Source organism: Nostoc paludosum FACHB-159 (genome assembly GCF_014698835.1).
Classification (GTDB): Bacteria; Cyanobacteriota; Cyanobacteriia; order Cyanobacteriales; family Nostocaceae; genus Nostoc; species Nostoc paludosum.
Window position 1 is genome coordinate 1 of record NZ_JACJTU010000041.1, and the last position, 25,609, is coordinate 25,609.

Genomic DNA, 25,609 nt, shown 5'->3' on the forward strand with positions numbered 1-25,609 from the left:
TTCAGTTGCAATTAATCCTGGCTGAAGCGTAATTATAGTTGCAAATAATCCTGGTTTGTAAATGTCTTGATTGCAGGTTTGAGCGATTAGTATTGCAGGTCGTTACAACTACAGCACTTCCGGCTTAGGCATCCAGATATCAAGGTGGTATTCCTCTGCTCAAATGTGTCACTCAAGCATGTTGTTCTACTACTCCCCCTCTCCCTGCACACAATTATCATTCTTATTAAAGCTATCTTGAGTATTTTAACTGATTGACAAAAGGCACTTTATCTTAACCTATCACCGATGGTTTGGTAGGGGCTTTGCGTGGAATTTCCTTAAGATAAATAAATTTCAAATAACGCAATTATTTTTTTAGTGTACCTAAGAATTCCCAGTTTTTTTTGTTTGATCGTAAGTAATGTTCTAGCTGTCTTGGTGGTGTTCTATCACCTCTTAATAATATGAAATCATTAGCATACTCTTTTGTCCATTCTTGTTCTGAAACTTCTCTTAGAAGAAAGTCATTGGCTGCGACTAGTGCGTAGCAAATTATTACAAAATCGGTACAAAAAAATGTATTTTGAGGTTTTTTGTAAATTTCTTGTGCATATTTTATAAAATCTGATTTTTCTATTATTGCTCGTAGGAAAAGAGAGCTTATTGCACTTCCTTCTTGCTTTTTCTTTTTATCAGTAGCTGTTCGTAGTTTATCTATCAAATATTGTATTCTTCCTTCTAGAGTAAGTAGTTTTAATAGCTCATCAGATGATAGTGCTAGATTGTAATTTCCAAATTTAGGATCATTTTCTCTCTGGCACACTAAATTCTGTGCTATTTCTTTCGCTAAACTTGGAAAATTAAGATTCCCCCCATAAGTATGTTTAGCCTTATTTTTACTTCTAAAAACAAAATATTTATTTTTTTTATTTTCTCCTTCATAAGGAAATTTAGTTGTTGTTATTCCTGTTTTAATTGCTTCAGCTACATAATGATTGTTATCTCCTTTGTATTTTCCAATAAAAAGCGAGGCATGAACTGTGTATGGGCAACCAAATTTTAAATGAGGCAAGGTAAATTTTTGTCCTCCTATAATCCCTAATTTAGATAAGTGTATTTCTGTACTTTTTAAATTTTTTATATTTGTTAATATAATATCTCCATATTCTAAGCTTTCAACACTTATTTCTTTATTAGAGCTTGGTGCAGATGCCCTTAGCCATACTTCTGGTGTTCTTGGTGCCGGAAATCTTGTAGAGAGGTTTTCTGACGTAAGTTCTTCGTCTCTTTCTGGAAAAAATAATTGAATTGTTTCTATTTTATCTTCAACAGCCAATAATAGTTCATCATCAGAAAATTCATAATCTCTTTTTTTTGCTTCTATAAATATATCATTGAGTAATTCGATATTTTCTATAAAACCTGTAGAATCTTCCTTTTCAAAAATTTCTTCTAAAAACATCTCTGCATTTTTTTGCGACATATTTTTCTCAGATTAGTGATTTTCAAAGTTTTGGGCAAGATGCGTTATGGAATTTAACACATTTGGTTCAACGGTAAGAGATAATACTAAAAATCGTCAATAATTTCATATAAAAATAGTGTTTATACGGAGAATTTTTACTATAGAAGCACAAAAATTTGCGTAGATATAGCGAAGCTGTCATTATGGGAAGATATACCCATATAGGTGTCACTGTCGGTAGAACCATAAGATTGCCGTTAAAACTGTTGTTTAAAGGATAAAGTGGTTCTTGTCAGATTTTGATACTGCTGGCGAAATATTGCTTAACAAATAAGTTGATGCCATCAAGAGTTATTTAGGATCTAAAAAGCGATCGCTTGAGGTATCGTTCGATGTCACTGAATCCACAACAGGGCTATACTGGTACCAGCAGAAACTGCTAAAGTTGCCAAAGCTATTTTTCCGAAGGGTAACCTCTGCATCACGATGGCAGATCGCCTTGACTCCTTTGTGAGTGACCAAGATTTTAGTGCATTGTTTTCTAACCAACTTTGAAAGCATAAGTTGAGCAATTACATAGCCCAAAGCCTTCATACTACGTCGGAAATTATTTATCGAAAACAGGTTTTGAAAGCCCGATTAATAAACCAAAGGCTATCAGTTGATTGGCATTGGCGAGTCGAGAAAATTATCACTGATTTCTGTCCACCTTGAAATGTGTGAACTGTGCCAATGCTCTTGGGAGAAAAATCTGACCAGCGAGATTTTTAACGTTGAGTCAGCGCATCTACTTGACGGCGATAAGGTGAAATCACTCCAATTGTGTTGTCAGAATCAGGAGAATTTAAGCAATAACCCGCCGCTAACAACTCCTCAATCAACGCTTCTACTGCATCAACTTCTGCCCAATTAACGTTGTTCTCCAGCTTCCCTTCTACATGGCAAGCAATTAGGTTAGCACCCAAGCGTTCGCAAAAATCTGTAATCAGTCTTCTCTATGACTCCCCTCTCTCATCACCAAATCAATAGCTGAATCAATTAACTCAACTGCTGATATTTCATAGTGATAAGTCTTAAATTTAAACTTCCCTACCTGTTCTAGTTGCTTCGACGGGCGATGTCCATATTTTTCCTCATACATTTGTAGGGCGATAGTACCGATAGTCGTCATCTGTCCGGGCGTGGCAGTGAGTTGGCGTGACTGTAGCCTAGACGCCACGGTGACGGTTGCTGGTGTCGCAGCAACCGCCTTGGCTTGGCTTAAACGTGAGAATGTTTTGGTTAGTTCATCAATTGGTGAAATGAGTAGAGCCATCAACCCAGTAAACCGTTTTGCAGGTTTATCAGTCTCTACAGCAATCTTTAATGCTTCTGGCTGCCCAACTGCGATAAATGTTCCCTGAGCGCGAGTCATTGTTGTGTAAAGCAGTTGACGGGTTAACATCCGGTAGTTAGCCATTAATAATGGGAAAATCACATACTGAAATTCACTGCCCTGGCTCTTATGGCACGTTATACAAAACGAGTGCATGATTTGGTCAAAGAAACCTGGATAGTAATCGACGATCGCGCCCCCCTCCCAAGAAATTTTCACCATTTCTTTTTTCTCATCTACCGCTACCACCTGACCAGTCTCACCATTCATCACTGGCGGGAGCGTATCATAACGATTTTTAAGTTGTATCACCCTATCCCCGACTCGATATACCACTGAGCCGACAACCACTTCTGGCAAATTAGGTTTTTGGGGATTAAAAATAGGCTGAAGCAGTTTATTGAGATTGTTCACACCAGCCGCCCCTTCCTTCTGGGGTGCTAACACTATCACGTTTTGATTCAAATTGACATTCTCTTTCTTCATCGATGCGACTAAAGAGACAATGCTTTTAGCCGTCATTTCTGGTGAACTAGCTTCTAGCATGGCGCACTCTCCCACATCCATCCAGGACTCAGCCTGATTAAATTTATCCAGTGGCGGAACTGTGCCAAAATTTACCTCACTAGCTGCATAGATAATTGGGCTATCCTTTCGCTGTCGATGAATTGTTTGTAATCTTGTTGTTGGTACTATTTCCGCAGAGAGCAAGTCTCGCAGCACCATTCCAGGGCCAACACTGGGTAATTGGTCAGAGTCCCCTACTAACAGAATTTGGGTTTTTGTTGGTAAAGCTTTTAATAGGGAATTAAATAAAAATATGTCCACCATTGAAAATTCATCAACGATCAGCCAATCAATAGTTAGGGGATTATCCTCGTTATAGTAAAAGTTTTGCCCTAGCCCCTGCCATTGGAGTAAACGGTGAATGGTGCTGGCTTCCATTCCAGTAGCCTCTTTCATCCGGTTCGCTGCTTTTCCGGTCGGGGCTGCAAGAGCTATATTTGCCCCCCGAAATGTTAACCATTGCACTAAAGCTTGTAGCACATAGGTTTTCCCCCGCCCAGGCCCCCCTGTAAGGATACTAATAGGGTGTTTAACTGCCATTAACAAGGCACTGGTTTGTTCAGTAGTTAAGCGTGAGAGTTCACGATATGAAGGCGCTTCAAAGTCGGCTAACCAATGTTCTAAATGTTCGGTCGGGTAAGTTGGTCGGTTAATTAGAGTTTGGATTTTTAACGCTACAGACAGTTCAGCACGGTAGGCGGCTCTAGTATAAACACTATTGGCCACCTCACCATAAACTAAAGTCTGCTCCTCAACTAACTGACCTAAAATTGTATTCAAAGATTTATAGTCTGGTGTGTGGTGAGGACGTTCTAGCAAAGACACAGCACGCCCCAACAAATCAGATTCAGGCAGAAAACAGTTACCCTCACTCAAAGCCGACTTCAAGACATGGAGTAGACCCTTGGAGTAACGAGCGTCACTTGCAACCGACATCCCCAACGATATCGCCAACTCATCAGCAGTTTTAAAGCCGATGCCCTCAATATCATCAATTAATTTGTAAGGGTCGCTTTTGAGTTGCAATGCGGTTGTGTGTCCATAATGCTCACAAATCTTTAAGGTTAATCGTAGTGATGTTCCTACACCCAAAAGCTGGGCGATAATTCCTCTTGTGGGATTGACTTTACTCTCTGACCAAGCTTTGGTAATTTTAGCGATTCGAGATTCACCAAATCCAGGGATAGATTCAAGTCTTTCTGGATGGGCATCTAATACCAATAAGGTGTCATAGCCAAAGTAGTTGACAAGAGTTTGGGCAGTTTTTTTTCCAATTCCTCGAAAAAGTCCACTTTCTAGATACTGCTGGATTTCGCTCAAGCTTAGTTCTGGAAGTTTATCGACTTGAGGGAATGAAATCATCATGCACACCATCCTCCTCACAAGAAGAGCGTTCTTAACTAATTAAATCGGCTATAACCTAATATGATGATCGCATTTTCAAATAAAATAGCAGCCACGAACAAAAATAAACATTTCTAAACGACTTTTCACCGTTATCTTTAGTTGTAACGGTGCAGGTAAAACAACTCACTTATGAGCCGAATCATCGCAGTTTTTAATCAGGCGGGAGGTGTTGCCAAAACCACCCTTACCCAAAACCTGGGCTACCAAATAGCACAATTGGGTCATCGTGTCCTGCTCATCGACATAGACCCCCAAGCCAGCTTAACCATTTTTATGGGCTTGGCTCCAAGAGACATAGAGCAAACTGTTAACAATGCCATCGTGGATGAACAACCTCTGCCAATTCATGAGAACATTCATGGCATGGATTTAGCCCCGGCTAACATCTCTCTTGCTACGGCAGAAATGCAATTGGTTAATGCTTCCATGCGCGATTTCCGCCTCAGAGAAGCCATTGAACCAATCCAAGACAATTACGATTTCATCCTCATAGATTGCCCTCCCAGTTTAGGGCTACTCTCTTACATCTCCCTTGTAGCTGCCACTCATGTTCTCGTACCCCTAGAAACCCATTTCAAAGCCTTTGAGGGTACAGGCGAACTGTTAAAAACGGTCGCTACCGTCCGCAACAAACCCAACCGCAAACTACAAATAGCTGGGTTTGTACCCACAAAATACGATGCCCGTAACTCCCAAGACACCCGTACCCTAGCAGCCATCACCGAACAACTAGCCTCAGCCGGAACAGTATTCCCGCCCATTCCGCGCTCTACTGCTTTTGTTGATGCTTCCGAGGAACGAATGCCCTTGGCAGTTTATGACCCCAAGCACCCATCTGTCCAAATCCTCAAAAAAATAGCCCTTAGTTTATCAACCTTAAAATGAGACGCACTAAAGCCACCCAACCCCTTAAAAGCAAAATTGAAGTACCTTGGGACACCACAGGTATAGCGAATGCTGGCTCTCCCCAATCCATGCCGCTAGACCAGATTGTTCTGCCAGCGACACAACCACGCCGTTACTTTGACCCGGAAGCATTAAAGCAGTTAACCGAATCCATAAAACAGCATGGCATCCTGCAACCGCTTTTAGTACGCCCCGTTGATGGTGGCAAACACGAATTAGTCGCAGGAGAGCGTCGCTATCGTGCAGCCCAAGAACTTGCTTTAAAAGAAGTTCCCGTTGTCATCAAAGAATTAGACGACAATGCAGCTTTTCAACTGGCACTCGTAGAAAACCTACTGCGAGAAGACCTGAACCCAGTCGAAGAAACTGAAGGCATCCTGCAACTGTTGGCTCTCAAACTAGGTCGAAGCCTTGAGGAAGTACCCCCATTACTGTATCGTCTACAACGTCTACAAAACAAGGCATCTACAGTTACCCATAACGTTATGGGCGCACTCGATGATGAAGGTGATGAGCCTACCCATAACGTTATGGGCGCAGTTGAAAGTGACTCTGATAACAACGCTATTAGTGAGGATGAAGGCGATAGCGATCAACCTACCCATAACGTTATGGGCGAAACCAAAACCCCTAATTCCGCCCTCAATGATCAGTCAGTAGCCGACCCAGATTTAAAAATTGTTGAAGGAGTATTTGAGGGATTGGGCTTAATGACTTGGGTATCTTTCGTCAAGAATCGTCTTCCACTGCTAAACCTGCCAGAAGATATTCTTGATGCACTCAGGGATGGTTCAATTGAGTACACCAAAGCCAAAGCCATTGCTACTATTCAGGATTTAGACGAGCGCGTTGCCTTTGTAGAGCAAGCTATTACTAACAATTGGTCTTTAAGCGAAATTAAACAGCGCATTAGTGAAAATAAACCAAGAGCCTCTAACTCTCAAACTGAATCTAACAATTACAAAGAACGTTTTACTGCTGCGACCACTAAACTAAAAAAATCACGTATCTGGTCAGATCCAAAAAAACGTAAGCAAATCGAAAAACTGCTGTCCCAACTGGAGGCGCTGACGAGTGTTGAGTAATAGCGCCCATCAATTATGAGTAAGTAGAATTGTTAAATTTTTTGTGGAAAACCGTCTGCTACTGGGTAATTCTGGCAACAAAGGCGAAAAAGTATTAAGTTGAATCTAATGCCAGTAGTACAGTCGCTTCTACAAGTGTTCCCATGCTAGAGTCAGAAAAACTCCAACAGATAGTACAAGCTTGGTTAAATTACATCAGGTTAGAGGAACTGACTCAAGCTGAGGTCGAGCGTTCTTCAGATATCTATTCAAAAGTAGTAGATAAGGGAGTGCAGCTTGTTGGCAACAAGTTACTCCTTGATAGTGAAGTATTTACCCAATTTCAGCAACAGCAACAAGCAGCCACTAGAGGTAACAAAAATGATGTTCAGATGGCTGTCGCTTTTCCACAAATCTATATAATCAACGGCAAGGGCAAAGACCAAAAGCTGAAATACTTGCCTCTGTTCACCATCGATATTTCAAACATTCTTAAAGGAAATTACCGCAAAACTGGCTGGGACTTGACCGAATACGAGTTTCAGCCAGTCATTGTTAATTTAATGCGGCTATACAAACTAGAGGAAGAACAAGCTGAATCACTGATTGTTGCATCAGGAATTTTGAAATTTTTAGAAGACACATTTAAAGGAAGATTCCCAACGCTGAGAGACTTTCTCGAACTGGTAGACTTCCCCCAAGGAAACTATAAAACCTCTCGACAACCTTATTTACTTCGCTGCGACTTTACCCCCTATAACGCCCTTCTCAAGCAAGACATACAAGAAATCCTCAAGGAACTGCAACAACCTGACTCTAAGGCTGAATGGCTAATTGAAACTCATCCAGCGATGCAGTACCTCTGGGGTCAGCCACAATCACCCAGAGATGAAGTGATGTTCTGGGGTGCTTTTCCCTCTCATGCACCTGATGAATTTCAAGCCTCTGTCCTCAAACACGCCCAGGAGAATTTACTAACTGCTGTTTGTGGGCCACCGGGGAATGGAAAAACCGAGGTGTTTCTGCACCTCATAGCACAGCAAGTAGTAAATCGAGCGTTACGACTTGTTCACGGTGAAGATGATGTAAATAATTTAATATTCTTTGTCGGGGCTAATAACAGCACCGTTAAAAAATTCCAACAACGACTGACTATAAATTCTCCTGCTCAACAGTTTTATCTTTCAGGCGGCAACCAAGCTAATATCCGTAAGGAAACCTTACCCAAACTGCAATCAACCCAAGATTGGCTGCGTAATGCTCTCTTTAATCAATCTGCTTGGCAACAAGCCAAACTCGAATTGCTGCAAGCCGAGAGTGAAATTCAGCAACTCCAAGATCAAGACCGCTTGAATACTGCTCAAAAAGTTATTGACATTAAACGGCGATCGCAATTGGATGTAGAAATCCAATCTTTCAATAACGATATTGCTGCTAAGTCTGCCGAGTTGCCAGCCCTAACTGAACAGCTATCAAGTTTGGCTGCTTACGAAAATTTTCCCATTGATGCCTATCAGCAAATACAACAGGCTTTATTCCAAGCAGAACGCGAACTGCCAAAAGATTCTGACTCCATGACAAAACGCGCTTTAGACTGGCTCAATGCTACTACCGACAAGCGGATTTTTCAGCGTTTGGCGAATCGAGTAAACGCGGCTGTTTTAAACACCTTAGCTACAGCGCATCCCTTTCAAATACCCATTGATCCCTCCAGTTTAAGCACAGCAATCACCTGCGTTCACCAAAAAATTGGTTTGTCACGGCAATGGCGCAATCTAAACCTGGAAGTAACTGAAATTCAACGCCAAATAGCGGCTTTAAATAAGGAACTAGAGCTAAAACAGGCTCAAAAGCAACAAATCCAAAAACAACTTGATAGTTACCCTCAAGCAGATTTTTACAGTCGCTTTTACCGTGACTATCACCAATTGCAGCTAGAACTATTTCAACGTGCCTGGGCGTTTCTGTTGCAAGAAACTCTCCGACGCAAAGATAGCGTTATGAGGGCATTAGAAACTTACGGCAGCGTATTAGCAGGGGATGGAGAGGCATTGCTCAAACTGTCTACTGATAGTGATGCCATCTTAAGTCACTTGAGCTTGATTTTTCCTGTCATTACCTCCACCCTTCAATCAATGCGTAATATGTTGCCAATTCTTCAGCCTAATATCATCAAGCTGGCACTGGTGGATGAAGCGGGGACAACTCTTATACATCAATTATTTCCCTTGCTGGTGCGATCGCAACAGGCAGTAGTAGCAGGCGACCCCCAACAGATTGAGCCAATTGTTAACATGAGCGACGATACCATCAAGCAATATTTCAAAACTGCTTTTCTGGATCGGGGCATGAGGAATGAAGATTACTATCGCTATGCCCCCACTGCCAAATACACAGCTACGGCTTATCATCGTGCTGCTGGTGCTAGTGGTACTGAAGGGGACAATGGCAATGGCATTATCCTCAGAAATCATTACCGTTGTACCCCAGACATTATTCAGTTTTGCAGCCCCAATTATCCCGGTGGTCTGCAAATCCTTTCCAATAATCACCAGACGGCAACAGAACCGCATCTACTGGCTTACCATGTCGAGGGAAGCCACACCCATAACACTAATCCAGAAGAAATCGAAGCTGTAGAAGCTGTAATTACATCCTTGCTGAAGCAAGGTTACTCTGTTAGCTCGGAGGATAACTCAAAGACAATTGGGGTAATGTCGCCGTTTTTGCAGCAAGCTAACGCGCTTAGGTATCGATTATCTAACCGTTGGCGAAACTTTTCTTGGGATGATATTGGCACAGTTCATAATTTTCAAGGTGGGGAGAAAGCAGCTATTATCTTTTCTCCTTACCAGTGTCACCAAGAGCATAGTTTTTGGTTCCTTAACCGCAGACCCAATTTACTGAATACAGCCGTTAGTAGGGCTAAGGAATTGTTTATTTTGGTGGGCAATGTTAGGGAACTAGAATTAGCAGGTGGTGAAACCAAACGGTTAGTTGAACATATTCGGCAACATGGGGAAATTCGCTCGCCTGGGGATTGAATGATATCGTTGGCGAGTGTCAAATCTGTAAGGGACACTAGAAGTGGCAAAATTAATGAGCATCCACATCGCCCACTAGTCTGAAAGCTCACGGGAAGCCTCCCCAAAAATTATATTGTAAATTTTTGTAACCTTTACTAGACGATTTCGATAAAAGCCACAATTAACATCCGATAGTTTTTAGAGGAATAAGATTCTCACAAATAAATATATGAACGAGCAACAGCTTCAAGAGCTAGCTCTACAAGCCCAACAACACCCACTAGGTACAACTGCTAGACGGATAACTTTATCAAAACTAATCGATGGTATATACCGCTCAGGCAAACTTTGCCACCCATATAACGGTCAATTTCAAGGAGTTTACGAACAAATTTATCAGGAGGCAGTACAAGACCTATTTTTGTATATCTGTAAAAATATTGACAAGTACGACCCGGAACGGGCTTTATTTATGACTTGGGTCAATATGTTATTGAGTCAACGTTTTTTTAAAGAGGCTATTCCCAAAATAATTGGCAAAGTCCATGAAATTAATGTCGAAAGTTCTGTCTTAGAAAACTTGGAAGATTTGGTATTTGACGATAGCGAGAACGAGGATAATTATATCTTTGCTTTTAAAAAAATCAGACGATATATAGAAATAGACCCAAAAGGGATTTTTAAACAAGCACATATCAAAAAATATCCGCAAGTAAATTTCCAGGAAATTGCTGTCAAAAGATGGTCAGGTATATCTTGGAAAGACATTTCCGAAGAATTGAATATTCCAGTGGCAACATTAAGTAATTTTTATCAGCGAACTTTAGAAAAATTTCGCGACGAATTTAGAGATTTATATGGTGGTGAAGACTTAACTTAGAGGAAACAAATGATGAGTGACATGGCAACTATTTCTACATTTACTGGTCCGATATCAACCGTCGCTCGCAGGCTAGCAGAAAAATGGTCAAGAGAGCAAGCCACACCCGAAAAAAGCCAGCAGGTTTTGCTTAATACCTTGTCTGTATCTTTCGTGAATTTCTATCTAGAATGTATGGAGTTTGAGACTGACCTAGAAGCGAGTGACAGTTGGAATCTAGTAAAACAAACTCTGATGGATGTAGCTGATTTATTGATTACAAATTTGGGGAAATTGGAATGCCGTCCGGTGTTAGAAAATGCACAGTTTGTTTATGTACCACCGAAAGTCCAATCAAACCGGATTGGCTATGTAGTTGTGGAAATAAGTGAATCTTTCCAATCAGCCAAGTTGTTAGGATTTGTCAAGGAGGTATCAATTGATAACTTTCCTATTAACCAACTACAACCTCTAGAAAATTTCCTGAATTATTTAGAATTTCTAGAATTACAAACAACTAAATTTAAGAGTCAAAAGTTGGATTCATCTAATCAAAACTTGGTATCATCCAGTCAGAATTTGGATTCATCTAGTCAAAATGTTGCCAACTTAAAAAGATGGTTGGAGAATATTTTTGAGTCTAGTTGGTCAACAATTGAATCTATATTCTTAACTGAACCAGCTTGGCAATTTAGAAGTACAGAAAAGGGGTTAAAAAACTCTGTTGAACGGGCTAAATTGATTGATTTTGGGATAAAAGCTAATAGGGAATCAGTAGGGATAGTTGTTAAAGTCAGTCATGACGAAAGCAACTTTGACGATATGAAAATTATTGTAGAGTTACATCCAACAAATGGTCAAGAGTACTTGCCATCCTCTCTTCATGTGATGATTTTAGATGAAGAGGAAACTGCTGTTATGGAAGCTAAAGCAAAAAACGATAACAAAAAAATTTCATTGGAGTTTAACGCTGCTGTGGGAGATAATTTCAGCGTCAAGATAGTTTTAGGAGATGTCAGCGTGATAGAGAACTTTTTAATCTGAAATTAAGGGACTTGCAGAGAAATCAGATACCAGATAATCAGCCCATTCAAAGTTATATAAATAGGCTTTCAGTATAACCAACTAACACAGTTTTTGAGTCAATTTACCTCATAAGTACCTACGCATAAATATTTAGCCATTTTTCAACGTGATTGAAATCGCTGTATTCCTTCCGTGTTCCCTTTCCTAAGTAGATAATTTATTTTGCACGACTACTTATAAACGTAAGTAAGTCGGCACGATAAAAACCATGTATGTTTAGTTTTGTAAGAACTGTAGAATGACCAATTTCTAAGCTATTCGTTGATTTTACATTTCGTCACATAGCTTGATTTTTTAACGCCGACTTAGGGGTACAGCCGGGATACCTGCAAGTGCGATTCGTTCTGGAGAAACCAAATATTTCGGTGGATTCCAGGCTTCAGTAGAGTAACCCCTGATGGGGTTGAGTCCGCACTTTAATCCTCTACTGATGACAACTTGATACCCATGTAGGTGAGGTGAATTATAAAACCAAGTCCTACCACCCTGGTGCGGGGTTGAAAGCACGTAAACTACCAGAAAATGGTAGCCCCTACGGAGGAGAATGACTATCAAATCCGTAAAGCGGGGACGAAAGCGGATAAAGGTGATAATTGCTGAAAACACCAGCCGCAAGCAAGAGTTTATGGGGAGAGCAAGCGAAATGTCGTTGAGCCATCGTCATATCTCACCAAGGGATATAAGCTTGTGTTTCGGACACACCTTGGTTCGGAAATAACCGAAAGGGTAAGGACTGTTAGGTTCTTGCAACCGAAACAGCGCACTTCCTAGACCCCCGGTGGATAGGCATCCCCTAAAGACTCAAAACAATGGATATCAGGAACGAAGTAAACCAAATTATAACTCCTGTGGTGGTCGATACATAGGTAGGCGGTCAGGCTAAAAGTTTTATTTGGGAGGGATGGGTTAAGAAGCAAACGCCCAAACCGAAGTAACGGTTAAAGCCCGAAAAGGGATGGAGTAACGTCCGGGATAAGCAGACGTAACCCGCAATGTGCATAGAGCTAGGGGTGTAAGTAGCAATGAATATGCCTAAGTCAGATTCAATTGAGAATACTGAGGGATGGAGAAATATAAATTGGCGCAAAGTCGAGAAATACGTCTTCAAGTTGCAAAAACGCATCTACGCCGCTTCGCGTTGTGGTGATATCAAGCGAGTCCGTAAACTTCAGCGAATTTTAATGAGGTCTTGGTCGAATAGGGTACTAGCGGTAAGAAGGGTAACGCAAGATAACCAAGGTAAAAAGACGGCAGGAGTGGATGGGGTAAAATCCTTATCCCCAGAAGCACGTCTCAACCTAGCAAAAGGGCTAAGAATAAATGGTAAATCCAAACCAACACGTAGAATTTGGATACCCAAACCAGGGAAAACTGAAAAACGCCCGCTTTCAATACCCACTATGTTTGACCGCGCCCTACAAGCCGCAGTCAAAGCTACCTTAGACCCAGAATGGGAGGCTCGATTTGAGGCATCCAGTTATGGGTTTCGACAAGGTAGGTCATGCCACGATGCCATTAAACATATCAAAAACTGCATAGTATCAAAAGCTAAATTTGTACTAGATGCAGATATTTCGCAATGTTTTGACCGCATTGATCAGAAAGCATTACTTTTGAAACTAAACATGAAGGGAAAAGTTAAGCAACAAATAAAAGCTTGGCTTAATTCTGGAGTCATAGATTCAGGAGAACTGATAGCTACAAATTCTGGCACACCCCAAGGTGGGGTAATTTCGCCATTATTAGCTAACATTGCTTTACATGGTTTAGAAGACCTGATTAATCAAGAATTTCCGGCTAATAAAAGTGGGAAGGTAAGAGGGTCAAAAACCAAATTCGGCTATAAAATCTGCCAACCGACCTTCATTAGGTATGCGGACGATTTCATAGTTTTACACGAATCACGAGCGGTCATTAATCGGTGTGAGGAAATCATCAGAATTTGGCTCAAAGGTATTGGCTTAGAACTGAAACCAGAAAAGACCCGTGTAGCACATACACTGCACCCAGATTTAAGTGAAGATGGTCAAGCAGGATTTGATTTTCTGGGACACCATATTCAGCATAAAAAAGTGGGTAAATACCGAGAAAACAAAAATAGTTTCGGTACTCGTCTTGGTTTCATTACCCTCATTACCCCTTCAAAAAAGGCGATTGATGCTCACAAAAATAAGATGAAAAGCATCATCATAAAATGTAAGTCACGTTCCCAAGCGGAACTAATTAAAGAACTTAACCCTATTATTAGGGGATGGGCTACATTTTATAGAGTTTCAGACGCTGGAACTGTTGGGGATTTCGCCCGGTTAGATAGAATAACTTATCTTCGTCTAAGAAGATGGGCTAAAAGACAAACCGGAAGTATTTATCACGGTCATCAAAAGTATTGGCATACCATAGGCGACAACCATTGGGTATTCACAACTAGACCAGATAGTAACGGATTAAAGTTATTATCACATATCGAATTTCACTCCAGTGTTAACGATTATGTAAAAGTTAGAAGTGATAAAAGTCTTTATGATGGTGACACTATCTACTGGAGTTTAAGGTTAAGTAATCATCCCAATTTACCTACTACTAAAAGGAACCTCCTTAAGCAACAGAAAGGTAAATGTATGGGATGTGGCTTAAATTTTCTTGAAGGTGATTTATTGGAGATTGACCACATCAAACCCCTGAGTTGTGGAGGTAAAAAGGAATGGAACAATCTTCAATTACTGCACCGTCATTGCCACGATGTCAAAACTGCCACTGATGGTAGTCAGAAGTCCCTGCATGACAATAGGGAAACACATTGAGTAGCCGTGTGAAGGGACAACTTTCATGCACGGTTTCGGATGGGAGGGGTGGAACAGTAATGTTCCCCTCGACCCTAACAAAGAGACACGTTGTAAACAAATGTTGCAGAAACAGATTTTGCAATTTACTAACTTGCCCAAAAATGGTATCAGGGCATTCAAATTTTTGCACACTAAAATCAACTCTTTACGCGATTCAGTCTCTTAAACTTGCCCATAAATGACCTTTTTCGGGAATGTCTTCGCAAGAGAGGATACCCTCAATCCGGTATCGAAACAACGTCAAATCAAGGGTTTTCAAACATCTGCGTAACATAACTTTACAACATGTCCCAATTTGCGCGTATCCCGGCTGAACCCCTATTCCTTGGTTCCTTAAATAAGTTACAAAAAGTTCTTCATATCTCTTCTCTGTCAGATATTTTAATTTATCTAACTTTTCAAAATTATCAGCGATTGGTTTTTTCCAAATTCGATTGCTTGCTCCGTGACTTATGCTATGGAAAATCCATTGTTTTGTATCAGCTTCTTGCTCAATTAAAGCAATATAACCCCATTTTAGACAATAATCAAAAAATTCTTTTTTCCAGTCTTCTTCAATGAAAGTATATTCTTCAAATAAAAACAGAGGATCTGCTTTACCATTACAAGTAATAACGTCTATTAAAGAGCGCTTTTGTTGACTTTCTGACATTGTAAAAAATTATAAAAATCTAGATTGCTTAAATTCAATAGGTTTTATGGTTGGCTGATTGAGTTCTGCCTTAAATGCTTCACCATAGCTATCACCGTTTTCGTTGGGTAGCGTAGCTATCAGTCCAGGGAGTAGAGTCTGGAGATGTTGCAACGTTATCTAGAGGTTACGCCAGAATAGAAACGGAAGCAGGTTTTGGTAATTGGCTTTTAGATGATGCCCCACTTGTAAAACTCTCTATAATAATTATTATAATTAATTATTACATTTCAATAGTAACAGTGATAAAATTTTAGCAATTATTATAATAATATAAAAGTAATGGAATCACAAATTTTATATAATCTGGTTTTACGTTTAAATATTCCAAACATCCGCAATGGACATATTTTAATTGCTACTTATACATCCAATCCACCTTTACAAGTAGGAGATATTTTCACAGTTCGTAATTTTAAAGTAGGATTCCTTGATGAATTAGAAAACCTCACGGAAATAGGCAACTATAATTATAATTTTGATGTCAAGGTTATTAATATTAAGAAAGCAGCGATTTGGAAAGAAGCTTTCTATGTAAATATCATTATTGAATCAGAAGATCAAAGTACAATTAATGATATTTGTTTGGCATTTGAAAAACAGAACTCTCAACGTTTTTACGATCATGCTCTATCAATAGCTAATGAGCTAGGTATTGACTGAGACTAGGTTTTACTGATGAAACATATTAATTTTTATCATTAACTTATTTATGAGTCATTGGACATGGGAACTAGGGTGAGCGATGATAGCAGGGAGGTGAATTGTGTAATCGCTAATTTTAATATCTATTTAACTTATGGTAAGGTATCTGCCCATGCCTTTGCACTTTCAGGAGTAAAAAAAACGTTTCTTCCTTCCAGAATCCAACTTTCTACTAAACCTTCTATTTGGTATTTTTTCCCATACTGCCTTGCAAGTTGAACATATACTGCAACTGAATTGGTGGTCATTCTTTGTTCTATTGATTCGTAGACTTTTTCCAGAATTTTTAAGCGATCAGTCTGCTTTTGTTTTTCTCTAAGCATAAAATAATTATGCTGTTATTTACAGCCTTATTATACCTTTGGATAAGTGTAAAACTATATGCGGTTGAAAAATTGCATCAGTATAGATGAGGAAAAGGTGTTTGTTACAATCTAGCGATCGCACCTACCACGGATAAAGAACGAGATGCAATCAATATCTGACCAATTTAATGTTTACTTGTCTTTATCCCAATCTCCAGAAATTGCACCAAAGTCTATCCAAGTGGCGACCGCACAATAAAGCTGCACCGCCGAAGCTCTCAAATACCTTGATATTTTTAAGTTGTGAAAATGTTTAGTAAGAAATTAATTACCAGAGTTTCTTAATTTGATGCAAGCCAGAAAGCTAGTTCTATTTTGTTTTATTTTTGACTTGTCCTTATCTAGAATCAACTTGGTATTTATTTGAGTAATTACTCAAATGAGTTTTTACTCAAAAAGCTATAATCTTTAAATAATAAGGGTTATAGCCGTTTTAAAGCAAAACAGAAGCTAGAAGATAACACTTGTTGCTACAGATGTTCCTAGTACACTGAAGCAATTTAGTTACATAGTATTACTGTTAACTTATGATGCTTAAATCCGTGCTATGAAAATAATTTAAGGATGATAAATCAGGGATGCTGTAGCAACATCTTCCTTGATGAGCGGCTGATACTCTTCACCAGAAAAGGGATGAAAATTGTCTTTGCGTAAAGCCGTTATCCTACATAATAGACGGAACTGGAACGGTGTAGGTGGTAAATTTACACGCTCTACACGCAGGTCTACTGAAGAAGGATCTTGACGAAGAAGCTCAAAAACTTCACTTCGTAAATACCGTGGGCAGTAACCTACGATACAGTGATTCTCGCTATGGAGAGTTAATGCCAGGGAATCATGAGGATTTTGAAATTTGTGAGCTAACCATAACTTCTCTTCTGGCTCCAAGTGATTAATCCGCTCAATTGCAGATTCAGGTAGATGTCTTAGCCCGTGGGCGAAAAAGTGTAACTGATACTGGCCTGCTGCATCTGGCTCAGGGCAGGGGAAGACGGCGAGACTGTCTGTTTCCCGTTGTCCACCACTACGGGCTAAAATTGCCAGTGGATCTACTTCATGCTCTGAAATATTCAGCCATTGCAGAAAATTGGCGTAATCAGGGCGGGAACTGGACATCAGCCGATTAGAAAAAACTGGAAATAAGTGGGTTGATGTATATACTTGTTCTAAGTGAGGAAATGAAGATAAAGGTGAAAAACTGCACATCTGTTGTGCCTCTTTTACACCTTGGGTGTAGACAAACTTGTATCTTGCACCGTCAAATGTTAACCGACCAATGGGAAACCAAGAGCGGCTCTCCGGGTCTTGCCAAGCTAAAAATAGTGTTTTTTGTGTCTTCACTGGAGCGATTTCCTTAAATCAAGTAGCTTATTTTGGTTGACTGACAAAATCTTCTGTGCAAACTCAATAGCAACAGTTGAGATACGCGATTTGTCAATGCGATTAAAAATCAAGCGTGTATTCGCTCTTGAGATGCTTTCAAGACGAGCCAGCCAGATATGGGCAGCTTGGGGGTAACGGAAAGCAACTCGGTGAAATACATCAAAAGTTTTTAGGGGCTTTTTGTCTTCAACACTGTTATAAAAAGCAGAATAACATTTATTTGCATAAGCCTCGACTGAGCGTTTCTGTCTCTGTTCGTCAGGGAGGTCACGTCCTAGAGAAGAGGCATGGTCATAGGTGGGTGCTAAGTGTATAGTTTCTGTGGATGCTACCCTATTTCGTAGAAAACCCCAGTTTTCGTGGTGACGATCTCCGTTGCCAATCCAAGCATCTAACAGAAGGTAGCCAACAAACACTTCCACGGCTTTTTGGATACCGCTCGGTGGTGTCCAAGCTATTGGCAGTCCCACATCCAATGCTTCTATCACTTGCACAACAATATCTATTGTATGCTGTGATACGCCGTAGGTGGCGAAAGTTGGGTAATTTGGCACAACTGGCGTGAGAATTTCATTGCCATGAACAAGCGTCCCTCCTGGTGGTAAAAAGTTCGGTGAAACTACACCCCGATTACCTTCCCAAGTTTCAGCTAGATGATAAGTGGCGTGGGGTAATCCTAAAAGAAAAGACAACTCTGATGCTACTTTCTCTGCCCAATCTTCTCCTAAATTTTGTCGCGCTTGCTTATATAGGCAGCGACCAAGTTGTTCATGCTCAAACCAAAATTTATACTTACTGCCCATCACTTCGTTACTGGAAAGCTCATAATCGGCTTCGGTAACAAAAATGATAGGAAATTCAGGAGTCGGATTCATTTAGGTCATTGACAATCAGTAGGCATTTTTCGCTCTCATTAAGCATAGCTTGCTTCATCTATAACAAGGTTTCCTTAAAAAAATTTGAGTATTTACTCAAATGAATACTTACTCAAATGAGTGTTTACTCAAAATACTGTAGTCTATCTCATCAACTAAAACTCGCTCTTTCGTGATTCAGAATTTTGTTTGATTTTTAACTTGTCATTACTCAGAATTAATGCTTTGATGATTTGAGTATTTACTCAAATGAACGTTTACTCAAATGCTGGAGTCCATAAATGCCAACAGTTATCGCCATCCTGAACCAGAAGGGAGGCTCAGGTAAAACAACGATTGCTACTAATCTTGCTCATGCACTGAAGCGGGATAGTTACACAGTATTACTGGTAGATTCAGATCCACAGGGCAGTGCTAGAGATTGGAACGAAGCAAGTGGAGGGAACATCATCCCGGTTGTGGGACTAGACCGAGAAACACTAGCTAAGGACTTACAAGCTATATCGCAAGGATACGACTGGATTGTAATTGACGGTGCGCCGCAAATCGCCAAGCTTAGTGCAGCTGCAGTCAAGGCTGCTGATTTGGTTCTTATACCTGTACAGCCAAGCCCCTATGATATTTGGGCTTGTGCAGACTTGGTTGATATTATCGCCGCACGTCGAGAAGTCACCAACGGTAAACCAAAAGCCGCTTTTGTCATTAGCAGAGCAATCAAAAATACCAAGCTCAGTGGGGAGATTAATCAAGCACTCTCAGATTACGGGTTACCTGTACTTAAGGCAGGCACGACTCAACGGGTAGTCTACCCCACCACGGCAGCCGAGGGATTAACTGTTTTCAGTGACCCCAGCAGCGATGCGGCTAAAGAAATTAATACACTCAAAAAGGAAGTGTTGGAGGTACTTAAGCATGGTGCTTAAAGCAAAGAAAACACGACGCGACCACGAGCAGAAAAACTTGGCGATTGAAGAAGCAAGTAAGGAAGAAACTACCCGCCTCAATGCGGAAATACCAGTCAGCTTACACAACAAAGTTAAGATACGGGCCATAGAGGAAGGCAAGGGTAGCAGCATTACCAACATTGTGATCCAGGCATTAGAAGCGTATCTAGATACCCCAGTCTCCAAAGATTGAGTAAAACTTCATTTGAGTAAATACTCAAATACTCATAACTAAATCTCTCTATATAAAAGGCGATCAGCTTCGCTGGTGCTGAAAGCAATCGCCTCTGGGCGCAGCAAGAAGCACCGTGTCATGGCAGTTTGTGTAACAAATAATTACAAATGTAGGACGATTTACCAAGTATGTCCTAGATACATCTGACTTTTTTAGGGTCAGAAGATATCAGCATTAAATATAGATTTTCATCAATGGTTTTGTTGATTTTTTAGTAATTTATTGATGATAATCAAGTCAAGTAAGAAAAAAGTAAGAAATTAATCTAATATCTATGCTAAAAGCCGTGCTAGATAAGGTTTTGAAGTAGGTGCGGTTTCGCAAGCTTGTTGCGCGGTCGGGGCTATGGGAGAAAATTGCGATCGTCTCCGACGGGGCGGAGCATCCAAAAGTAAGAAAATCCCGCCGCGAATTTCTGAGTTTTATTTGTCACAGCCGAGACTTATCAGTGATTTTTCAAGCCAATGCGGTGCATCTCTATTGTGCGGTCGGGGCTTCCAAAGTGCGATCGCACTCTCAAGCGCCTCAAGAGCTTCGACCGAGCAACTCACTTGCGCGGTACTGGCTAAAACAGATTTCTTAGCTTAAACTTTAACAAAAATGACATAGTGATCCTTTTTATCTATGCAAATTGATTTCAATTTTTTGTTATTTACAATCTTATTCTTAATAATCTGTGGAGTAATATTTTATTGTATTATAAGTCTTTTTTTGGAGGTACTATCTTTATTAATTATAACTAGTGATGTGTCTATAACCTGCTCTTTTGATAAAGAAGCCAACCTCATGACTTTAACTCGTAGCAGATGGCTAGGAATTTTTGGGAAACTAGTTATTCAGCATAAATTAGATGAACTTGTTGATGTAAAGGTCGAAAGTACTGATGGCGAAGAAAGTACTGTCTATCGAGTTGTTTTTATATTAAATTCGGGTGAAATTTTACCTTTAACTTATCTTTATAGTTCTGGTTCTGCAAGTAAATATCAAATAGCTAAAATGATTAAAATTTTTTTGAACCCTAATGCTGAGAGTATTAATACTTAAATAGCTGTCTTTTAAGAACTGAAATAAAGTTCTTAAAAATCTATAGTTAGTCTAACTATAGAATCTACTTTAATGTCGTCAAACCCATATATCACGACATTTCCTAAAATAGTGTTTAAAAAGCAGTAGTCCAAAATTAGCGATCGCACTTATCAACTTAAAAAATTTTACAGAAGGTATGACTATAATTATAGGTCAATGCTATAAATGCCATAACTCAATAGAAATTGAAGTTAACCAAACAGCAATTCATGAGAAATTAAGATGGTATCTTTCTTATAATTGCCCGTTTTGTAGTGCTGCCATTGAAATGGATGACGTAAATTTACTACCAGAAGATATTCGCCAAAAAGTATTTTTAGAGGAAGGAGAATGGGAAATAATAGTTGAAAATCTTGAAAAACAAAAGCGGCTTATTATCAAATGTTTGCGTCAGATTTTTGGAATATCTACAAACGAGTTATATCAAAAGCTAAAAGAACTTAATGCTAAATCTGGGGTTATTTATAGCGGGACTAAAGTAGAAATGGATTGGTTGTATACTCGTTTACAGATGAACGGTGTAGAGTCGATTATCGTACAGCGCAAATAAACTTCAGGAAACTAAATTTTAAGCAGTCTTAAAAATTTCAATTAAATTTTATATATGTTTGTTCTTTAAGGTGGCTGTGTATATCTATGAAAATTATGGCAGTGTGATAGCTTTTATTTTATAGATTTATATTTATACATTATTAAAAAATCGCTCAGGATTTCTATGATAGCCGCGACTGAGCAAGGAAGTTACACCTCATTGGCGGCGGTCAGCTTTATAAATACCTCTTTCTAACCAGGGAATCAAATTTTTTTCTTACTTGCTTTTCTTACTTGCTTAGATATTTATTTGGCTCTGGTGTAATACATCGCACTACAATATTTAACCCAAACTCTACAAATATTCAATCCGGCAGAAACCCCGTCGCCATTGCTGTTTCTGTTCTTTACTCACAGGACTGTAACTAGCCCAAATACTTCCATCTGGTGCTGAATATAAAAACGTAATTACAGCCTGTTGAGTGCCAAAATTACCAGTTTTAATTTCTATTTCCTCACCTACGGTAAAGGTCTGTCCCTGGCTATTAGTTGCTGTCTCTAATTGTTTATATGATAGTTTTTTACTTGATTGCGTCAGTTCTTTATCTAGTTCAGTTTCTCCTAAAACCTCAAATACCGTCTCAGCATTTGCAGTTAATTCTTCTACATTAACTGGTGTTGTCTCTATAAGCGGAGGTAAGTCAGACTGTTCATTATCAGAGATTATTGTTTGAGACGCAGCATCAGAAGTCAGGACAGGATTACTATATTTTTCTGAAACTTTAATACTTTCACTCTGGTGATTATTTACTTTTAACTCAGGCTCAATTGGATTATTTTCCTTTGGTACAGCAGTTGATAACTCCAGTGGTGCAGAACTATTGGCTGATGTATCTGTAGGATTTTGCTTAACGATACGCAGAATAGCAGGTTTTTGAGGCGTGGCTATTTCTGGTGATGATTGGCTGTTAGTTTTTTGAGATTTACGCTTGGGCATAACGAGTTATTTACGGCTCAATACTTTTTGGTATGGGGGAAGCAAACACAAAGTCAGTCATGATTAAACTGATTCGGTTATCTGTAGCGTAGGATTAGCTGAGACTGACTCGTGATTATTTTCAGATGGAGGAGTTGATAACTTTTTAGCTTTTGATTGCTTTTGACGCATAAATTTAATACATTCCCCTGATTGAATCACTAAGTTAGTCCCTACACGCTGCACATGAAGATGCCAGAAATGCCCAGCCGATTTAGGCGGTAAAAATCCTAATAGCCTTAACTTAAAATCAGGAGGATTATCGTTTTCTGTCCGAGGTGTCCGCCGAATTTTTACTGTCACTATCCCCAATTCAAAGTCCTGATATATTACTTCTCCTTGGATGGAAAAAATATCAGCTTGAGACTGTAATTCAGTTTTGATGATTTCCGTATAATTTGGGACTACTTTCACGCTAATCAAACTGAGATAAAGCCCTATTTCCAAATCATTCTGTGGAGTTTTAGGATAAGCAGTCCACAAATAATCTGATGATAAATCCAGATGATGAGCAACCAGTTTAACCATTTGATTCATGAGATTGACATTGATTATTACACCGTCTGTTGTGATTAGTTCCCCTTTACGTATATTCTCGGCACTAGGAACATAATGTCCCCATATCCGACCAATTGCCCGATATTGTAGAGAGTCTATAGGGGCGAAAAGATTTTTATTATTTGGTGATAACTGTTGTGTATCGGTAGGAATAGTCATACTCTCAATTTTAAAGATTTCCTGGAAATAATTTGTGATTTATCAAATATCTCTAGTATGAATTCTCAGTAAACTAGACGGGTAAAATCAGGAGTTTCAGTTAATAATTTTGAACTAGACAATTGTAACAGTTATAGGTAGCCAGGAAACCAACTTTAAATAATAGTTCAACTGCAACTGCTGCTCGACTACATTTCACTTTTCTTTACCGTGATAATCCTCTAGTCCGAGTGATTGATTGCTGTCGTTCATGTTCTATATATTCCAGCAATATCTGCTTGGCTTTTTGCCAAGTTTCAATATCTGACTGCTTGACTTCACCTATATTTACTACAGAATACTCAATCTCACCTTGAGGGTTACGGTTGACTTGGACACGAAAAACCTCTCCTCGCTCATCATGAGTAAACACTAATTCTCTACCCTGTTTTGATAGGCTAGAGTGTTTAAATTTCAGGCTATCTTTACCAGTATCTTCAATTAGGTGATTGATTAGCTCTACACCTACGGGGACTGCTATAGCTAATAATTCTTGTCTTAATTGCTGTTGTTCTGCTTGTTGTGATTCAGGTGATGGTTGCTGTTTGGCTAACTGATTTTTAGCAATCAATACTAAAGCTCTGGCTTCTTCTTGATTCCATAGTGCGGGGCTGGCTTTGAGTATTTCTGCAACTTCTGGGTCGGTTTTACCATCTTGTATGGCTCTGACCGCTACTTGTTTATCTCTGTCTGTGAACAATTCATTCTCTAGTTCTAAGCTGTAATGCCTGTATAGCTCTAATGATTGAGTCTGAGTTATTGGGGGTTTAATTTCTGTTATAGGCTCGGATTGTTTGGGTAATATCTCCAGATTATCTGTAGTTATAGTAGATGTTGCTTGCTCTATTATTTGTTGATTAATTGGCGGAATTGGGGCTGATTCTATGAGGTCAGTGAGGCGTTTAATTTCTGCATCATCCCGTAATGGTTCATAATTTATGGCTAATTCACTTTGAAGTTTGCTAAATGAGCATTTGTATTTATTGAGATTACCTCCCTGTTTCCACAGTAGTCGGGGCGAACCATCTTCATTAACTGAGCCGATATCAATACCAAACTTAATGCCTCTGACTGCACCATGACTGTAATAACTCACGATGGCTTTGATTTGATGCTCTGACCATAATCGCTCAATAAACTCTGGCATTGTGGGTTTAGAAGCAGCGGCTTGCTCAATGGCTTGTCTCATTATTTCTTCGCCTGGAAGTCCATCTCGCTCTACCCGTTCCAGTTGGTTTCGAGTCATAGCTTTCCGTTTACTTTCCCAACTACTCTGTACTGGTGTGAGGTTAAATTCTCGTTCTAATAGTCGGGCTGAGTGTTCAGAATAGGCGTAATTATTCCAGGTGCGGATTGATTTACCATCGAGGTTATTGACCCTGGATGCAACGATGTGGGTGTGGTCGTGTTTTTTGTCTGAGTGTCGGGCTATGAAGAAGTCATAGGCTGGTAGTTCTGTTTCTATAAATTCATCAACTAGCTGGTTTAGTTTGGTGTCAGATATTCTTTTTAGAGGTTGTTTAACTTGGGCTTCATCACCTTTTAGCCGTGATAGCACAATGACATTTGCAAAGTGACGTTGAGAAAGATTAGCTAATTCTTCATCATTTAAATCTCTGTCAGTCTTCGGTACACTGAGCATTAAGTGATAACAGGGGTCTTTTAGTTGCGGGTTGAGGTGGGCTGACAGGGTGAATTGCTCTACTAATTTATCGGTGGTTATCCCGTACATATTGCCGCCAATAATCTGGGCTTTCTCTTTCTCTAGTACGTATTTGGTAGTGCCGCGAAATGATTTATTGGCTTTGATTTTGGTAATCATTTCGCTAATCCTCTTCTGCTATCGGTTGAGATAAGCTGGCGTGAGTTTGTTCTAATAAGGCAGCTAGTTCTTTTATAGTTTGCAGATATTCTTTGACATTATTGGTTAGAGGTTGGCTACCAATTTTTACTGCTTCGTTGATGGCTCTGGTTTGTTGATTGAGGTTGTTACCAATTTTTTTTAGTTCGTAGATTGTTTGTCTGTTGACTTCAGGAATAGTCAGTTTTGGTTGGGGTAAAGGGTAATCAAATAATCTCGCTCTAATATAGTCACTTTGCACGACTCCATTGCACCGTTGTTCTAACCTAGATTTTTCGGCAGTGCTTACCCTAAAGGTGATGGTTATTTCTCGCTTTGTATCTGGCTCTATTGTCCGGTTATTTAGTGCATCTGCTAGTTGATTACTCAGGTTTGTGCGGGGGTCTATTTGCATAACTGGGCTTTTAGCTATCTGAATTTTTCTTTTTTTAACCGGGTGATTCGCTGTAGCTGCTATGGCACGAAGTGCCGAGCAGGTAGGCGAATCACCCGGAACTTTTGGACTGATTTCCCCCTTTAAGATACTTGTTTACTGGGGGTTTGGGGGACACCCCCAACAAG

24 protein-coding genes are annotated in these 25,609 nt (G+C 39.7%); 12 read left to right on the forward strand and 12 right to left on the reverse strand.

What is annotated here, in order from left to right:
- Nucleotides 1–349: 349 nt before the first annotated feature.
- From H6H03_RS29180 to recD2, 3 genes are all read right to left on the reverse strand, one after another.
- The gene (locus H6H03_RS29180) at nt 350–1,465 is read right to left on the reverse strand and encodes a hypothetical protein (RefSeq protein ID WP_190958552.1); all 1,116 of its coding nucleotides are present in this window, start codon (nt 1,463–1,465) and stop codon (nt 350–352) included.
- A 749-nt stretch (nt 1,466–2,214) separates the two neighbouring features.
- Nucleotides 2,215–2,412, reverse strand: coding sequence for an AAA domain-containing protein (locus H6H03_RS39865; RefSeq protein WP_199339121.1), 198 nt, complete (start codon nt 2,410–2,412; stop codon nt 2,215–2,217).
- 20 nt (nt 2,413–2,432) lie between these two features.
- The gene (gene recD2, locus H6H03_RS29190; RefSeq protein WP_199339122.1) at nt 2,433–4,754 is read right to left on the reverse strand and encodes an SF1B family DNA helicase RecD2; all 2,322 of its coding nucleotides are present in this window, start codon (nt 4,752–4,754) and stop codon (nt 2,433–2,435) included.
- A 171-nt stretch (nt 4,755–4,925) separates the two neighbouring features.
- Here recD2 and H6H03_RS29195 point away from each other — a divergent pair, with 171 nt between their 5' ends.
- From H6H03_RS29195 to H6H03_RS29215, 5 genes are all read left to right on the forward strand, one after another.
- Complete coding sequence (locus H6H03_RS29195; protein WP_190958553.1) at nt 4,926–5,681, forward strand: ParA family protein; 756 nt, start codon at nt 4,926–4,928, stop codon at nt 5,679–5,681.
- Nucleotides 5,678–6,787, forward strand: coding sequence for a ParB/RepB/Spo0J family partition protein (locus tag H6H03_RS29200; protein WP_190958554.1), 1,110 nt, complete (start codon nt 5,678–5,680; stop codon nt 6,785–6,787). Before H6H03_RS29195 ends, H6H03_RS29200 begins: the two co-directional genes overlap by 4 nt.
- A 143-nt stretch (nt 6,788–6,930) precedes the next feature.
- Nucleotides 6,931–9,810, forward strand: a complete 2,880-nt coding sequence (locus H6H03_RS29205) for a DEAD/DEAH box helicase (RefSeq protein ID WP_190958555.1) — start codon at nt 6,931–6,933, stop codon at nt 9,808–9,810.
- Nucleotides 9,811–10,021: 211 nt separating this feature from the next.
- Nucleotides 10,022–10,672, forward strand: a complete 651-nt coding sequence (locus H6H03_RS29210; protein WP_190958556.1) for a sigma-70 family RNA polymerase sigma factor — start codon at nt 10,022–10,024, stop codon at nt 10,670–10,672.
- A gap of 9 nt (nt 10,673–10,681) precedes the next feature.
- Complete coding sequence (locus H6H03_RS29215) at nt 10,682–11,695, forward strand: DUF1822 family protein (RefSeq protein ID WP_242058033.1); 1,014 nt, start codon at nt 10,682–10,684, stop codon at nt 11,693–11,695.
- 336 nt (nt 11,696–12,031) lie between these two features.
- Here H6H03_RS29215 and H6H03_RS29220 read toward each other — a convergent pair whose 3' ends face one another.
- Nucleotides 12,032–12,343, reverse strand: coding sequence for a hypothetical protein (locus tag H6H03_RS29220; RefSeq protein WP_190958557.1), 312 nt, complete (start codon nt 12,341–12,343; stop codon nt 12,032–12,034).
- Nucleotides 12,344–12,765: 422 nt separating this feature from the next.
- Here H6H03_RS29220 and ltrA point away from each other — a divergent pair, with 422 nt between their 5' ends.
- On the forward strand, nt 12,766–14,538 hold the full coding sequence (gene ltrA, locus H6H03_RS29225) for a group II intron reverse transcriptase/maturase (RefSeq protein WP_242058034.1): 1,773 nt from the start codon (nt 12,766–12,768) through the stop codon (nt 14,536–14,538).
- A gap of 196 nt (nt 14,539–14,734) precedes the next feature.
- Here ltrA and H6H03_RS29230 read toward each other — a convergent pair whose 3' ends face one another.
- Complete coding sequence (locus H6H03_RS29230) at nt 14,735–15,232, reverse strand: hypothetical protein (protein WP_190958559.1); 498 nt, start codon at nt 15,230–15,232, stop codon at nt 14,735–14,737.
- 321 nt (nt 15,233–15,553) lie between these two features.
- On the opposite strand from H6H03_RS29230, the gene H6H03_RS29235 reads away from it, so the two are divergent.
- Complete coding sequence (locus tag H6H03_RS29235; RefSeq protein WP_190958560.1) at nt 15,554–15,934, forward strand: hypothetical protein; 381 nt, start codon at nt 15,554–15,556, stop codon at nt 15,932–15,934.
- Between the two features lie 134 nt (nt 15,935–16,068).
- On the opposite strand, the gene H6H03_RS29240 is transcribed toward H6H03_RS29235, so the two are convergent.
- The 3 genes from H6H03_RS29240 to H6H03_RS29250 all read right to left on the reverse strand — a co-directional run bounded on the left by H6H03_RS29240 (nt 16,069) and on the right by H6H03_RS29250 (nt 18,599).
- On the reverse strand, nt 16,069–16,299 hold the full coding sequence (locus H6H03_RS29240; RefSeq protein WP_190958561.1) for a hypothetical protein: 231 nt from the start codon (nt 16,297–16,299) through the stop codon (nt 16,069–16,071).
- Between the two features lie 600 nt (nt 16,300–16,899).
- On the reverse strand, nt 16,900–17,682 hold the full coding sequence (locus tag H6H03_RS29245) for a DNA-binding protein (protein ID WP_190958562.1): 783 nt from the start codon (nt 17,680–17,682) through the stop codon (nt 16,900–16,902).
- Nucleotides 17,679–18,599, reverse strand: a complete 921-nt coding sequence (locus tag H6H03_RS29250) for a HipA-like protein (protein ID WP_190958563.1) — start codon at nt 18,597–18,599, stop codon at nt 17,679–17,681. Before H6H03_RS29250 ends, H6H03_RS29245 begins: the two co-directional genes overlap by 4 nt.
- 281 nt (nt 18,600–18,880) lie before the next feature.
- On the opposite strand from H6H03_RS29250, the gene parA reads away from it, so the two are divergent.
- The 5 genes from parA (at nt 18,881) to H6H03_RS29275 (ending at nt 21,414) form a co-directional block, all read left to right on the forward strand.
- Nucleotides 18,881–19,522 (forward strand): ParA family partition ATPase, encoded by a 642-nt coding sequence (parA, locus tag H6H03_RS29255; RefSeq protein ID WP_190958564.1) that lies wholly within the window; start codon nt 18,881–18,883, stop codon nt 19,520–19,522.
- Complete coding sequence (locus H6H03_RS29260) at nt 19,512–19,736, forward strand: hypothetical protein (RefSeq protein ID WP_190958565.1); 225 nt, start codon at nt 19,512–19,514, stop codon at nt 19,734–19,736. The genes parA and H6H03_RS29260 overlap by 11 nt, the downstream gene beginning before the upstream one ends.
- A 352-nt stretch (nt 19,737–20,088) precedes the next feature.
- Nucleotides 20,089–20,361 carry a hypothetical protein gene (locus H6H03_RS29265; RefSeq protein ID WP_190958566.1) on the forward strand — a complete coding sequence of 91 codons (273 nt, stop codon included), beginning with the start codon at nt 20,089–20,091 and terminating at the stop codon, nt 20,359–20,361.
- Between the two features lie 203 nt (nt 20,362–20,564).
- Nucleotides 20,565–20,822, forward strand: coding sequence for a hypothetical protein (locus tag H6H03_RS29270; RefSeq protein WP_242058035.1), 258 nt, complete (start codon nt 20,565–20,567; stop codon nt 20,820–20,822).
- Between the two features lie 178 nt (nt 20,823–21,000).
- Nucleotides 21,001–21,414, forward strand: a complete 414-nt coding sequence (locus H6H03_RS29275) for a hypothetical protein (protein ID WP_190958568.1) — start codon at nt 21,001–21,003, stop codon at nt 21,412–21,414.
- 336 nt (nt 21,415–21,750) lie between these two features.
- Here the strand turns inward: H6H03_RS29275 and H6H03_RS29280 are convergent, their stop codons facing one another.
- From H6H03_RS29280 to H6H03_RS29295, 4 genes are all read right to left on the reverse strand, one after another.
- The gene (locus tag H6H03_RS29280) at nt 21,751–22,392 is read right to left on the reverse strand and encodes a hypothetical protein (RefSeq protein WP_190958569.1); all 642 of its coding nucleotides are present in this window, start codon (nt 22,390–22,392) and stop codon (nt 21,751–21,753) included.
- Nucleotides 22,393–22,455: 63 nt separating this feature from the next.
- Nucleotides 22,456–23,148, reverse strand: coding sequence for a hypothetical protein (locus H6H03_RS29285; protein WP_190958570.1), 693 nt, complete (start codon nt 23,146–23,148; stop codon nt 22,456–22,458).
- Nucleotides 23,149–23,353: 205 nt separating this feature from the next.
- Nucleotides 23,354–25,009 carry a relaxase/mobilization nuclease domain-containing protein gene (locus H6H03_RS29290; RefSeq protein ID WP_190958571.1) on the reverse strand — a complete coding sequence of 552 codons (1,656 nt, stop codon included), beginning with the start codon at nt 25,007–25,009 and terminating at the stop codon, nt 23,354–23,356.
- Nucleotides 25,010–25,013: 4 nt separating this feature from the next.
- The gene (locus H6H03_RS29295) at nt 25,014–25,442 is read right to left on the reverse strand and encodes a plasmid mobilization protein (RefSeq protein ID WP_190958572.1); all 429 of its coding nucleotides are present in this window, start codon (nt 25,440–25,442) and stop codon (nt 25,014–25,016) included.
- Nucleotides 25,443–25,609 lie beyond the last annotated feature (167 nt).

Bases quoted from the DNA above. Each gene is read 5' to 3' on its own strand.
- H6H03_RS29195 (WP_190958553.1), top strand. From the start codon at position 4,926: ATGAGCCGAATCATCGCAGTTTTTAATCAGGCGGGAGGTGTTGCCAAA.
- H6H03_RS29230 (WP_190958559.1), bottom strand. From the start codon at position 15,232: ATGTCAGAAAGTCAACAAAAGCGCTCTTTAATAGACGTTATTACTTGT.
- H6H03_RS29250 (WP_190958563.1), bottom strand. From the start codon at position 18,599: ATGAATCCGACTCCTGAATTTCCTATCATTTTTGTTACCGAAGCCGAT.
- ltrA (WP_242058034.1), top strand. From the start codon at position 12,766: ATGCCTAAGTCAGATTCAATTGAGAATACTGAGGGATGGAGAAATATA.
- H6H03_RS29235 (WP_190958560.1), top strand. From the start codon at position 15,554: ATGGAATCACAAATTTTATATAATCTGGTTTTACGTTTAAATATTCCA.
- recD2 (WP_199339122.1), bottom strand. From the start codon at position 4,754: ATGATGATTTCATTCCCTCAAGTCGATAAACTTCCAGAACTAAGCTTG.
- H6H03_RS29285 (WP_190958570.1), bottom strand. From the start codon at position 23,148: ATGACTATTCCTACCGATACACAACAGTTATCACCAAATAATAAAAAT.
- H6H03_RS29200 (WP_190958554.1), top strand. From the start codon at position 5,678: ATGAGACGCACTAAAGCCACCCAACCCCTTAAAAGCAAAATTGAAGTA.
- H6H03_RS29270 (WP_242058035.1), top strand. From the start codon at position 20,565: ATGACTTTAACTCGTAGCAGATGGCTAGGAATTTTTGGGAAACTAGTT.
- H6H03_RS29210 (WP_190958556.1), top strand. From the start codon at position 10,022: ATGAACGAGCAACAGCTTCAAGAGCTAGCTCTACAAGCCCAACAACAC.
- parA (WP_190958564.1), top strand. From the start codon at position 18,881: ATGCCAACAGTTATCGCCATCCTGAACCAGAAGGGAGGCTCAGGTAAA.
- H6H03_RS29295 (WP_190958572.1), bottom strand. From the start codon at position 25,442: ATGCAAATAGACCCCCGCACAAACCTGAGTAATCAACTAGCAGATGCA.
- H6H03_RS29205 (WP_190958555.1), top strand. From the start codon at position 6,931: ATGCTAGAGTCAGAAAAACTCCAACAGATAGTACAAGCTTGGTTAAAT.
- H6H03_RS29280 (WP_190958569.1), bottom strand. From the start codon at position 22,392: ATGCCCAAGCGTAAATCTCAAAAAACTAACAGCCAATCATCACCAGAA.
- H6H03_RS29215 (WP_242058033.1), top strand. From the start codon at position 10,682: ATGATGAGTGACATGGCAACTATTTCTACATTTACTGGTCCGATATCA.
- H6H03_RS29275 (WP_190958568.1), top strand. From the start codon at position 21,001: ATGACTATAATTATAGGTCAATGCTATAAATGCCATAACTCAATAGAA.
- H6H03_RS29290 (WP_190958571.1), bottom strand. From the start codon at position 25,009: ATGATTACCAAAATCAAAGCCAATAAATCATTTCGCGGCACTACCAAA.
- H6H03_RS29240 (WP_190958561.1), bottom strand. From the start codon at position 16,299: ATGCTTAGAGAAAAACAAAAGCAGACTGATCGCTTAAAAATTCTGGAA.
- H6H03_RS29260 (WP_190958565.1), top strand. From the start codon at position 19,512: ATGGTGCTTAAAGCAAAGAAAACACGACGCGACCACGAGCAGAAAAAC.
- H6H03_RS29180 (WP_190958552.1), bottom strand. From the start codon at position 1,465: ATGTCGCAAAAAAATGCAGAGATGTTTTTAGAAGAAATTTTTGAAAAG.